The sequence below is a fragment of the Microbispora sitophila genome, assembly GCF_014892245.1.
In the GTDB taxonomy this organism is placed as follows: Bacteria; Actinomycetota; Actinomycetes; order Streptosporangiales; family Streptosporangiaceae; genus Microbispora; species Microbispora siamensis.
The window spans coordinates 1-12,100 of sequence record NZ_JADBGC010000032.1 but is presented as its reverse complement, the minus strand read 5'-3'; the positions used below and the strand labels follow the sequence as shown (position 1 = coordinate 12,100).

Annotated in this window: 9 protein-coding genes; 4 read left to right on the top strand and 5 right to left on the bottom strand. The window is 65.2% G+C overall.

What is annotated here, in order from left to right; all coding sequences use genetic code 11:
- Positions 1-28: 28 nt before the first annotated feature.
- A complete protein-coding gene (locus IL992_RS48735; RefSeq protein ID WP_319019116.1) occupies positions 29-2,722 on the top strand; it encodes an RICIN domain-containing protein in 2,694 nt (897 codons plus the stop codon).
- A gap of 616 nt (positions 2,723-3,338) precedes the next feature.
- On the opposite strand, the gene IL992_RS39505 is transcribed toward IL992_RS48735, so the two are convergent.
- The 3 genes from IL992_RS39505 to IL992_RS39495 are packed head-to-tail and all read right to left on the bottom strand — an operon-like array spanning position 3,339 to position 5,691.
- Positions 3,339-3,761: a hypothetical protein gene (locus IL992_RS39505; RefSeq protein WP_193208420.1), complete on the bottom strand. Its 423-nt coding sequence runs from the start codon at positions 3,759-3,761 to the stop codon at positions 3,339-3,341.
- On the bottom strand, positions 3,731-4,204 hold the full coding sequence (locus IL992_RS39500; RefSeq protein ID WP_193208419.1) for a PKD domain-containing protein: 474 nt from the start codon (positions 4,202-4,204) through the stop codon (positions 3,731-3,733). Before IL992_RS39500 ends, IL992_RS39505 begins: the two co-directional genes overlap by 31 nt.
- Positions 4,201-5,691 carry a PKD domain-containing protein gene (locus tag IL992_RS39495; protein ID WP_226874647.1) on the bottom strand — a complete coding sequence of 497 codons (1,491 nt, stop codon included), beginning with the start codon at positions 5,689-5,691 and terminating at the stop codon, positions 4,201-4,203. Before IL992_RS39495 ends, IL992_RS39500 begins: the two co-directional genes overlap by 4 nt.
- Before the next feature lie 588 nt (positions 5,692-6,279).
- Between IL992_RS39495 and IL992_RS39490 the strand changes: the two genes are divergently transcribed.
- Positions 6,280-7,728, top strand: coding sequence for a methyltransferase domain-containing protein (locus IL992_RS39490; protein ID WP_193208417.1), 1,449 nt, complete (start codon positions 6,280-6,282; stop codon positions 7,726-7,728).
- 335 nt (positions 7,729-8,063) lie between these two features.
- Here the strand turns inward: IL992_RS39490 and IL992_RS47120 are convergent, their stop codons facing one another.
- Positions 8,064-8,426, bottom strand: a complete 363-nt coding sequence (locus IL992_RS47120) for a transposase (protein ID WP_404804817.1) — start codon at positions 8,424-8,426, stop codon at positions 8,064-8,066.
- A gap of 64 nt (positions 8,427-8,490) precedes the next feature.
- Between IL992_RS47120 and IL992_RS39480 the strand changes: the two genes are divergently transcribed.
- Entirely contained in the window at positions 8,491-9,657 is a 1,167-nt protein-coding gene (locus IL992_RS39480; RefSeq protein ID WP_193208416.1) for a tyrosine-type recombinase/integrase, read from the top strand.
- Between the two features lie 724 nt (positions 9,658-10,381).
- Here IL992_RS39480 and IL992_RS39475 read toward each other — a convergent pair.
- Positions 10,382-10,834 carry a hypothetical protein gene (locus IL992_RS39475; RefSeq protein WP_193208415.1) on the bottom strand — a complete coding sequence of 151 codons (453 nt, stop codon included), beginning with the start codon at positions 10,832-10,834 and terminating at the stop codon, positions 10,382-10,384.
- A gap of 123 nt (positions 10,835-10,957) precedes the next feature.
- Here IL992_RS39475 and IL992_RS39470 point away from each other — a divergent pair, with 123 nt between their 5' ends.
- The gene (locus tag IL992_RS39470) at positions 10,958-11,902 is read left to right on the top strand and encodes an endonuclease domain-containing protein (RefSeq protein WP_193208414.1); all 945 of its coding nucleotides are present in this window, start codon (positions 10,958-10,960) and stop codon (positions 11,900-11,902) included.
- The last annotated feature ends 198 nt before the right edge of the window (positions 11,903-12,100 follow it).

Below are 12,100 nucleotides of genomic sequence, written 5' to 3'. Positions count from 1 at the left end.
TGCTCGGAACCAGCGAAAGGAACAGAGCGTGAAGTCAGCCCTGTCCACCACTGGGAAGGCGTTAGCAGCGCTTGCGGTGTTCGTCGCCGCCGTGTTGCTGTCGGCCTTCACAGGTAATACCGCGGCCTCGGCAGCGACCCAGGCAACCTATTACGTCGCCCCCGACGGCAACGACGCCAACCCTGGAACGATCACGTCACCGTTCAGAACCCTGCAGCGCGCGAGGGATGTCGTTCGCACGGTGAACGCCGACATGACAGGCGACATCTACGTGTACCTCCGCGGGGGCAACTATCCGGTCGGCAGCACAATCGACTTCACGCCGGCCGACTCCGGCACGAATGGATTCCGGGTCGTATACGCCGCGTACCAGAACGAGACGCCGATCCTCAGCGGAGGCGTTCAGGTAACCGGATGGACGCAGCACAGCGGTAACATCTGGAAAGCACCGCTCAATCGCAGCAACAAGCTCCGTGCGCTCTATGTCAACGACAAGCGAGCGTACATGGCTTCGAAAACAATAAACTCGCAGGGGTGTTACGGAACCTACACCATCACGGCGGGACAGGCGCCCTGGGCGTGGGAATCGGGTTCGCAGTGCGCGGGAGCGAAGTACAGTCTGAGCGATTTTCCCGCCATCGCCGCCAATCAGGACGACATCGAAATAGAGACGGCGACGACCTGGACCACGGCCATCGTGGGAGTCCGGCAGGTCACCTCTGACGGCACGAACCGTATAGCTCAGTTCCAGCAGCCGGGAGCGGCTATCGCCCAGGGCGCCTTCAACGGGAACGCCCAGGTCGGCGGCGCCCACAAGGTCATGAACGCCTACGAGTTCCTGGACACGCCGGGCGAGTTCTACTTCGACAAGACGAGCCGGACGTTGTACTACTACAAGGCAACCTCCGAGGACATGACGACCGCGACGGTTTTCGCGCCGAACAACGTGTCCACCCTTCTCAGGGTCGCCGGCACCTCCACCAGCGCTCGCGTCCGGAACATCACATTCGCCGGCCTCACGGTCCAGCACTCCGACTGGAACCTGTTCAACGTGGCCGGCTCGGTGCTCAAACAAGCCCAGCAGGGCAATCTCGGCGCGCTCGCATATGCCAAGCAGAACTTCCACGTCTATTACTACCGCAATGTCGACATGGCGCCCGGCGCCATTCAGATCGACAACGCCGACGGGCTCGTCCTGCAGAACAACCGGATACAGCACACCGGCGTCGACGGAATCACCATGGCCAACGACGTGGTGAACACGCAGTTGATCGGAAACTACACCAACGACATCGCCGGGTCCGCCATCGTCGTCGGCCATCCCCAGCATGTCTACATCGGGGACTACACCTCCACCAATCACGAGAAGTATCCCGTGGGTGTCGAAGGAGCGCCCAAGAACATCGACATCAAGAACAACTACATCTACGACAGTGCCGTGTTGTTCAACGGGCACAGCCCCATCTCGGCGTACTTCGCCGACACCTTGACCATCCAGCACAATCGCATCGAGAAAGCCCCGTGGTCCGGCATAACCCTCGGCTGGGGGTGGTGGAACTTCGACGGATCGTCAGGTTCGATCCAGCCCAACCGGCCCACCACCACGGCGAAGAACAACAACATCAGCTACAACCACATCATCGACACGGTGCAGCGCCTGGGCGACACGGCTCCCATCTACACGCTGGGCAGCCAGCCGGGAACCACGATCAGCAACAACTATCTGCAGGGCGTCCCGGCCGGTCACAAGTACGGACTCCACCCGGACGAAGGCTCAGCGTACATAACCTTCCGCGACAACGTCCTGAGCGTGGACAAGAATGTCACGTGGCTCATCAACTCCGACGACTTCGGGCGTAAGCATGATCTGAGCATCACGCAGACATACGGCCCTATCAACAAAGTCTCCAACAAGAACCTGCCGAACAGCACGGTCCAGGACATCCTCGTATCCTCCGACTACGTCTGGCCATCGCAGGCATACAGCATCGCCGTGAACTCCGGACTCGAGGACGCGTACAGGAACATCATCCCTCAGAGCAATCTTTCTCTGCCGGATTACGTCCTGCCCGCCAGCACGTTCGTCGGCGCCGGTGTGACATCGATTCCCATCCGCAGCACCGGCGATGCGAGCAAGACGGTCTGGCTGGCCCCCTCGGGTACGACCTCCTTCACCGTCGGCAACACGATGACTCGGGCAAGCGGAACCGCGACCTCCATTGCCGTTCCGACGTCGACCGGTGAGTATCGGCTCTACGTCGTGGACGCCCAGGGGAATCGATCGGCTGAGTCGAAATCGCTCGTCAGGCAAGGAAGCGGCGGGAGCGGCCAGCAGAACGTCACGATCGTGGGCGGCCAGTCGGGTCGATGCGTGGACGTCAGCGGCGGCACGGCGACCAACGGCGCTCAGGCACAGCTGTGGGACTGCAACGGACAGACCAACCAGCGGTGGACGTACACGTCGGGCAAGCAGCTGCAGGTGTTCGGCAACAAGTGCCTGGACGCGTACGGCCAGGGCACCTCGAACGGCACCCAAGTGGTGATCTGGGACTGCAACGGACAAACCAACCAGCAGTGGAACCTCAACTCCAACGGCAGCATCACCGGTGTGCAGTCCGGGTTGTGTCTGGACGCCAACGGCGCCGGCACCGCCAACGGTACGAAGATCATTCTGTGGTCGTGCAATGGCGGCACGAACCAGCAGTGGAGCCTGCGCAGCTGATGTGAGGTCCTACCGGGGCCGCGGGCGGTCATACGCGCACCGCCCGCGGCGCACCCTGCCGACGGTCGGGACTCCATCCGAAGGCGCTGCCGGACAGACGGATGCCCCACCTGCCACCGACGAGCACCATGCCGACCTGACAAAGTCCTCCTAGGCTCCGGCGGAGACGGCCACGCGGGCCTTGCGCTCTCTTTGGCGCGATCTCTGCCCGCGTGCTGCCCGCAGACCCTGTCGCGACGCGTCCGACACCGTCGCAGAACGGCAAGATCGCGACAATCGTAGGACATGAAAAAGACCGGCTCACACGGCGTGTGGACTGGTCTTGATCTGGTACCCCCTGCGTGGCACCAACCAGATCTGCGCCGGCTCCGCCAGCGGTTATACCCGGACGAAGCCTGATCGTCGAAGCTCGCGTCAGCGTCCGCCGCTGACCGTACTTCTCCCCCGCCCTGTTCGCCGAGGCCCTGCCGTATGGCCCACCACGGCCGTGATCCGGCCCGACCGAGGAGGGCGAGACACATGGATCAGCCCATTCGAGGGGTCGGCAGGATCCAGGAGAGCCCGCGCGCTCGCTGGTGGTGGTGCCACGAGCGCGCGGGGTGGTGTGCTTTGCGGGTCAGCCGCTGACGCGGATGACGCCGCTCACCGGCTGGGCGGAGCCGGTGTTGTCGTAGACCAGCTTGCCCTTGCGGTCCCAGACCTTCAGGTGGAGCTGGTCGGTCTTGTCCGCCGGACTCACCTCGCCGGTGGGCGTCTTGCCCTTGCGCGGGTAGCGGGCCGTGACCGTGAAGGACGCCTCGCCTTCCTTGGCACACGCGGCGTTCACCGTGCACGTCCCGGCGGGGACGGTCAGCCTGCCCGTCCCGGTCAGAGACCCGCTCCGGTCGTGCACCAGCACATACACCTTCTCTCCCTTGACCGTGTCGGCCGTCATGCGGCCTCCACGGCCCCCGGCCCCCGTCACCGAGATCGGGTACAGGCCCGGCTTGGTGAACACGTGCGGCCTGGTCACCGTGCCCTTGCCGTCGTGCTCGGCCACCGCCCCGGCACCTGCTGCCCGCCGATGGCCCAGGTGGCGGTGTGGGTGTCACCCCTGCCGTCCAGGTCGGTGAACGAGGCGGTCAACGCCACCGGCTCACCCACCTTCGCCACCGCGACCGGCGCCTTCAGACGCAGGGGCACGGGATCGGTGACATGCACCAGCACCTGCGCGGAGCCGGACGCGCCCTTGTCATCGGTCACCGTCAGCACCACCGTGTAGTCACCGGCGGAGGTGAACACGTGCTCCAGCTTCAACTGACCCGCCGTCAGCTCCAGGGGCTGCGGCCCGGCACCGTCACCGTAATCGACCCTGTAGGTCCAGGACGTGGAGTCGGGGTCGGTGAAACCACCCGCCCCCCACCAGTAGCTCCCCGCCGCGATCGTGGTCTTCGCCCTCAGCGCCACCTGCGGCGCCTGGTTGGGGGCGTCGGGGGGTATCACGGTGACGTTGAAGCCGGCGTGCCCTCCTGCCCGCCGTCATCCTTCACCCTCACGGTGACCGTATAGGTACCGCCGGTGGCCCACACATGGGCCATGGAGATGTCGTGCCCTTCGAGCGTCACCGGCTGCGGGCCGGTGCGGTCGCCATAGTCGATGCTCGCCGTCCACGCCGTCGAGCCCGCGTCGTCGGTGAAGGTCGCCCAGCGCCCCCACTGCTGACCGGCACGAATCTCGACATCGCCTCCGGCGCTCACCACCGGGGCGGCATTCGGCACCCCCTGGTCGATGACGTACGGGACGACGTCCGCCCAGCCGGTGTCACCCTTGCTATCGGTCACCATCACCATCGCCGCACCTTCGAGGGGTTCGGCGAACGTCCTGGTCACGGTGACAGTCCCGCCGCCGGCCTTCTGCTCCACCTGCGCGTCCACCGGAGGACCGTCGCCCCACGCCACCTGCGCGGTGTGCGTGTCCGCGGTGTCGGCGTCGGTGAAGTCGACCTTCAACGTGAACGGCTGGCCCACCGTGCCCTTCAACGGAGCCTCCGGGACCTGGATCACCGGCACCGCGTTCCCCGGCGCACCGGTCCCCGACAACGAGACCACATACGCCGGCTCGCCGCCGTCGGCGGTGGTGAACGTCAGCCTCCCACTCGCCGCACCCTCCGCCGTCGGGGTGAACGTCACGCTCACCACACACCTTTCCCCCACCGGCAACTCCACCGGGCAGTCGTTGGACTGGGAGAACGGACCCTCGACCTCGATCGCCTTCAACGGAATCGGATCGTTGAGCCGGTTGGTCAACGTCACCGTGTTGGCGTAACTCGTCGACCCGACCCGCACCGGCTCCGACCGGACCACCCCGGTCTTGTCCAGCAACGGACGCACCGTCGCCGACACCGACGCGGCGTTGTCACCCGGCTTCGGATCCGGCACCTCCAGGCTGTATCCGCGGGCCTCGGCCTTCAACTCGGTTCCGTCCGCCGCATCCGCCGGGATCGTCGCCGTCACCTCGACCGTGGCGCTCCAGCCCGGCTCCAAAACCTTGACCGTGTTACGGAACCCGCCCTTGATCGCGGTGCAGATACCCCGGAAGGTCTCGCACGTGCTCGCGCCCGCGGCCTGAGGGACGAGCACATCCAACCGCACATCGGCGGCCGCGTCGTCACCCTTGTTGGTCACCGTGGCCGTCCACGTCACCGTCGAGGTCGGGCCCGGCTCGGCCGTCGACACCTTGGTGGTGACCTGCAGATCCGCCTTGGCGCTGGTGGGGGTCAGCAGGAACGCGCGGTCCTTCTGGGTGAAACCCCCTCCTCGACCGGTGCGGGCTCCCGTATGAAGCCCTGCATCAGGATCTGGCCGGAGGAGTTGACGTCGTGTCGCTGCCACATGCCCACGCACGGCTGGATTGTCTTCCTGCCGTCCTCCGGGCAGCCACGGCCGGGACAACACCTCCGCCAGCGGATACTTCGTGCCGTCCACCCACATCACCGGCGACCGCTTCGAGTTGAGATAAGGCCCCGGCTCTTAACCGACGATCACGTCGTTGTCGTTGACCGCGGTCGCCTCACCCACACCCAGATCGGTCGGATCGCCGTCCTTCCAGGCATAGGCGCGCTTGATCGTTTTCTTCTCGTTGTAGCCGCACCACAGCAGGCCGGCGCGGCCGGCGATGTGAACCGGATCTTGGCGCCGGAGCCGGGGCCCCTTTGGGGACCAGGAAATTCAGCAGATGATCCCGCACCGACTTGCGGATCACTTGAAACCACTTACGGGGATTACCGGTCGCACGGCGGGGAGGGCACAAGCCGACGGCAAGCCGGCCCTTTAGCCTCGCCACGGTCGGGGTTCCGGCAGAGGCTTCCCTAGGCCTCCCCGAGCAAGGGAACGCTGATTGACGCGGCGTTGCCAGAACCGGTTCCCCAGGAAGAGAGGGGTAACCGTCATGGACGCATGGCGACCTGTCCGCCGCCGTCCGGCCGCCTCGACCCGGATTTCGTTCTCGCAGCGACATTCCCACGCGGCCGAGACCGTGACGGCGAGCAGTTGAGTCATTGATCGAGGGGACGTTGCCGAATGGATGACGCAATCAACATCGAAACGCGCTGGATGGCCTGGGGTGACAGCGGTGACGAAATCCTCGACCTGCGGCGACGCGCGTTCACCGGCGAACAGGGCTGGGGTGAGGAGATGGTGCGTCATCCCATGGACCCCGACGGGCTGCACCTGTGCGCCATCTCCGGCGGGGAGATCGTAGCGGTTACCTCCGCGTACGTGTACGAGCCCGGGGCACCCGAGCTGGCCGCCCTGGGACTTCCGGCAACCGACGGCCTGACGGTGCAGCTCAGCAAACGAGTGGAGGCCCCCGCGTTCCGCGGTCGCTATATCAGCAAGCGACTGGGCATGGCGGTGGTCCGGCAGGTCTACGAGTCACTGCGCCCGGACCGGTTCTTCCTCGTCCTGAAGGGAGACCACCGGCATCTGACCGATCGGTACAGCAGAGGAGGTTTCGTCAAGCACGCCGAGTCCGGGTCCGGCGACGACCCGGTCATGGTGATGAAGGTGGAGGGCGACAAGGCCCTGGAGGAGCTCTACCTCGAGTACCGCGCTCTGATGGCCGTGTGCCCGCCTGGCGGCACCCCGATGTCCTTCCCCTCGCTCGTACGTTTTCTGGCCGACGACAAACGTGAGGATCTGCTGGCGGTGGCAGGCCTCGGAGCGGAGAACCTCTACGTGGAACCACTGTCACTCGACACCGAACTGCCGCGGCTGACGGCGCAGGACCGGTTGGTGCTCGCCGAGCAGCGGGCGCGGCTGGCATCGACCCCGCTTCCGCCCGCGCCCGCGTCGCTGCTCGACATCGGCAGCGGCCCCGGCACGTACCTGGCGGCGATCAGCCAGGAAGCCCCATTCGCCGGGTATCGCGTGCGGGGTGTCGAACCCGCCGCCCAGCTCCTCGCCAAGGCCCGCGCGAGCTTCCCTGAGCTGACGTTCCGCCAGGGCAGCGCGTACGCGACAGGCGAGGAGGACGCGTCCCACGACGTGATCACGGCGAACTTCCTGTTCATCCATCTTCGCAACCCTGATCTGGCCCTGCTGGAGATGTCCCGGGTCCTACGGCCCGGCGGGCTCCTGTACGTCGTCGACGTCAACGACACCACCTACCGCGGTCCCGCCGTGATCCGCCGGCTGATCGAGTCCTACGATCGCGCCTACGCCGGCGACCGGACCATCCTGGCCGATCTGCCGCGGCGTGCCGCCCAGTTCGGCTTCGAACTCGTGCGGAACTTCTCCACGCGGGTGACCAACACGGGTGGCGCCAAACCGGAGTTCGGCCCTGACGAGATCCGCGTCGACCGGGCTGCCGCCTGGCAGCTCATTTCCTTCATGAGCTCTCAGCGGGGTCTCGAGGACGTGTATCGGGAGGCGCGGGACCACTATTTCAGCTCCTCCTGCGAAGGGAGCATGAACATCGAGACCCAGGTCTATCGCAAGTGCTCCGTTCACGACGCCGGGCAGGCCTAACGGTACGAACGAGCGGCGGCCGGGGTGGCTGACGACATCCCCGGCCGGCCGCCGTTTCCACGGCACTACCGCCTCATCCCTTCTGACGGCCGGGCGCGCGGGGGGTAGGTTGACTCACCAGGCATCCTCCTCGTGCGCGGTGACTCGGCGTTCTACGCGGCGGGCGTCATCGGCGCCTGCCGCCGCGCCGGCGCGCACTTTCGATCACGGCGAAGATGGATCCCAAGATTAAGGCGGTGATCGCCGCCATCGGCGAGGATGCCTGGCAGGCGATCCACGGCACAGTCGCTTGACGCCGAAGGCGCTCGCGTGGTCGGCGACGAACTGGAAGCGACTCACCAGTTGGTCTCCCCGGCGAAATACTTGGCCGCCCGACGCAGGATGTCGCGCTCCAGCTCCAGTTCCCGGATCCGGGCCTTGAGCTGCTTGTTCTCCTCTTCCACGTTGCCCGACGGTAGCGGGGCCTCCGAGCGCTTGGGCACCGGGCGCGCCTTCGCCGGAGCGGTGCCCGCCGCCTGGGCCTGACGCACCCACAACCGCAGCGTCTCCCGGCTGATGCCCAAATCCCGAGCCACCGACGTGATCGTCCGGGCCGGGTCCGACAGATACAACGCGACCGCGTCGGCTTTGAACTCAGGCGGATAGACCTTCATGACCACCAGGAACTCCTCGGTCTCCAGATCTCCATGATCTGGCACTCAAGGTGTCCACACTCCGGGGGGAGGGCCCGCCTTCGACACCGAGACCGGCCTGCCGGAGTCCATGCACCGCGAGAAGCAGGCAGTGACATGGTTCGAGCACGCCCAGGACTACGTGGTGAAGAAGTGGCCGAAGGCCTCCGCCCACTCGCGGCGCTCAATGGTGGAGAGCATGGTCGCCGTGACGTCCGTGCTCGTACGCGACCGGTGTGGAGCGCCCGGGACTGAGGAACTGCGGGACGCGCTGCGATGGGCGTTCATCGTCTCCCGGAAGAACTACGAACAGCCAGAGGAGGTCATCCTGGCGCTGAACTGGCTGCGCAAGGCGTCCCTGCCGATCACCTCCCTGACCGAGCACAACGTCGTGGGCAAGGCACTCAGCGCCTGTGCCATGCGTCTGGATGGCACGGCGGCCGCGCCCGAGTACTACCGGCGCCGTCGCCGCGTCTTCTACAACTCTCTGCGCTATGCCCTGAACCAGGGACGGCTCATGAGCAACCCGCTGGACGCCCAGGCGCTGAAGACCGAATGGGCCCAACCTGATGTCGACGACGCCGTCGACCCGCGCGCCATGGGCAATCCACAGCAGATTGCCGAAGCGCTCAAAGTATGCAGCTACATGGGCCGCCGCCAAGGCCCCCGGTTCGTGGCCTTCTTTGCCTGCATGTACTACGCGATGATGCGCCCGGCTGAGGTCAGCAGGCTGCGCGAGGCCGACTGCCACCTCCCCGCTTCCGGGTGGGGCAAGCTGATCCTCGAAGCCTCCGCTCCCGAGGTCGGCAAGGATTACACCGACAACGGCGAGCTTCACGACAACCGCGGATTGAAGGGCCGGTCGAAGAAGACCGTGCGGCCGGTGCCGATCCCGCCCGAACTGGTGACGCTGCTCCGCCGCCACATCGACAAGTTCGGAGTCGCCTCCGACGGCCGACTGTTCCGCTCGGAGAGTGGCCGACCGGTCCCCAAGTCCACGTACTCACGGCTATGGCGCAAGATTGGGGCCTTCACGCTCACACCCGAGCAGCTCGCCACGCCCTTGATGGCCACGCCATACGACCTACGCCATGCGGGCGTCACCTGGCGGCTGTCGGCCGGTGTGCCGGCCGCCCAAGTGGCCGAATCGGCCGGACACAGCGTTGAGGTATTGCAGCGGATCTACCACCGCTGCATGGCTGGCTACGACGACGTATGGATCGAGCGAATGAACCGCGCCCGTGAAGTCGCTCGGTAATGCGGAGCTGCCCTGAGCACGGTGGAGGTGTGGTGGGCGGCCCGGAAACCGGTCCATGCCAGACAGCAGCTCGCACATGGCGGCCCCAGCGCACGCTGGCTCGATAGCGGCTTACACGAGCGGCGCGAATGTGATTTCCATCACACTAATCCCAGTTCAGGTGGCCTACTGGGTGACAACTGCGGCCTGCGGAGACATCTCATTCCCGCACGTCACAGTGACCTACGAGCGACCCAAGAGAACCGGAAAGTTTGCAGACATTCAGCCATCTGAGCTGCAGCTTTGCGAGAGAGAGTTCGCTCGTCGATTCCCGTAACGGCTTAAGGTGTGATCCGTAGCTTCTTCCCTCCGAAGCCCTCTCTTCGGTGGTCGATCCTCCGCGGCCGCGTGGACCGACCGCGCGCGGCCCCGCCCAGAGCGGGACTCAGCACCGAAGGAAGTGACTATGGAGGACAAGAAGGAGTACAAGAGGAAGGCCCTCGTGGAGTTAGGGCTGGTCGCCTTGCGCGGTCTGCTCTTGCTCGCCGAGGTGGTCTTCCACAGCGGGAACAGGCTCAGCTGAATCGCTGAGCCCGCCCGTCTGAACAACGCAGAGGCCTCGCGCGCTGGTTTGGCCCCCGTGCGCGAGGCTTTCTGTTGCCAACACACCAGCGCCGGTACTCCGGAACTCGCGTGCAGGTACTTAGCACTGTACCCGGATCACACTCCCAGCAGTACACCCCAATCACAAAACGCCGTTCCAGGTGCCGCCGTTCCAGGTAACCCCGCACATGGTCCCGCCGCGGATGGTCCCGCCGTTCCAGGTGCCGCCGTTCCAGGTAACCCCGCACATGGTCCCGCCGTTCCAGGTGCCGCCGTTCCAGGTAACCCCGCACATGGTCCCGCCGCGGATGGTCCCGCCGTTCCAGGTGCCGCCGTTCCAGGTAACCCCGCACATGGTCCCGCCGTTCCAGGTGCCGCCGTTCCAGGTAACCCCGCACATGGTCCCGCCGCGGATGGTCCCGCCGTTCCAGGTGCCGCCGTTCCAGGTGCCGCCGTTCCAGGTAACCCCGCACATGGTCCCGCCGTTCCAGGTGCCGCCGTTCCAGGTGCCGCCGTTCCAGGTAACCCCGCACATGGTCCCGCCGCGGATGGTCCCGCCGTTCCAGGTGCCGCCGTTCCAGGTAACCCCGCACATGGTCCCGCCGTTGAAGATCGTACGAATGGCAATCGCCAGATTGGTACGGCGTTGCGGGATAGGAAAACGGTAATTTGAGTCCATCTTGACTCTCATAATGCCTAGGCCCCATACTGTGATGAAATGAAAGAGATTAAGTGTGCCACCCCCCACTGCAAGGGACGCCCCGACCGTAAGGTGAGCGGCGAACCGGCATGCCAGGCGTGCTATAGGCGTTGGCGTCGATACGGCACAACCGAAAAGAAGGAGCCTGTCAAGCCAGCGATTAGATTTGAGATTATCGAGCAGAACAGCATCCGGGACGAAAGTGCCGGCTGCCTCACCTGGACCGGCGCGACGGACCGAGACGGCTACCCCCGGTACTACGACGGCACCCGCTATGCCTCAGGGAAGAAGCCACTGGTCTACGTGCGGCGGTGGCTACTCGATCAAGAGTACTCCTCCTGGCCGAAGGGCCAGATCGTGGAGGACGTCTGCGGCAACCGACTCTGCGTTGAGCGAGAGCACCTGCAGGTGGCTACCCAGAGCACCGGCCGAAAGACCATGGCTGGGATCAACTCACGCAAGAACGAGTGCTGGAAGGGCCACCCCCTCACTGAAGAGAACACCTACCTCACCAGCGACGGCCGACGCCAGTGCAAGCAATGTCGGTGGGAAGCAGCCATGCGCAGCCAGGGGAAAAACCCCGACGAGCTCACCCGAGGCATCTGGAACGGGAACAAGACTCACTGCCCTCAGGGCCACGAATACGCGGTATACGGGGCTTTTAATCAGGACGGCTCACGATGGTGCCGCCCGTGCCGCATCAACACCAACCGCAAGTCGGTGTATGGCATCACCACTGACGAATACGCAGCCATGCTCAAGGCTCAGGGCTATAAGTGCAAGACTTGCCTAACGGAATTTGAGCACGACGGCATCAGGACGACCGCCCATATCGACCACGACCACGAGACGGGGAAGGTTCGCGGCATTCTCTGTCAGCAGTGCAATAGGGCCTTAGGCCTCCTGTACGAGAACGTCGACACTATGCGCAGGATGATCGACTACGTCCTCGCAAACAAGTAGCCACAACGCCAGGCGCCCCCTCTCCTTGGTGGGGGCGCTTTCTATTGGTTCCCCGTCCGTCAGCTCCAGACCTAGGCCGTGTCTTCAATGTGATCTAGGTGTTGGATCATGACTTGGCGTGATTCGCCGGTACGAGTTGACCGATGAAGAGTGGGAGAAGCTGCAGGTTCTTCTCCCCTCCGGGCGGATGGGCCGTCC

Coding starts and splice junctions, on each gene's coding strand:
- IL992_RS39495 (WP_226874647.1), bottom strand. CDS start 5,691: ATGTGGGTGGACGGCACGAAGTATCCGCTGGCGGAGGTGTTGTCCCGG.
- IL992_RS39475 (WP_193208415.1), bottom strand. CDS start 10,834: ATGTGCGGGGTTACCTGGAACGGCGGCACCTGGAACGGCGGGACCATC.
- IL992_RS39470 (WP_193208414.1), top strand. CDS start 10,958: ATGAAAGAGATTAAGTGTGCCACCCCCCACTGCAAGGGACGCCCCGAC.
- IL992_RS39480 (WP_193208416.1), top strand. CDS start 8,491: ATGCACCGCGAGAAGCAGGCAGTGACATGGTTCGAGCACGCCCAGGAC.
- IL992_RS39490 (WP_193208417.1), top strand. CDS start 6,280: ATGGATGACGCAATCAACATCGAAACGCGCTGGATGGCCTGGGGTGAC.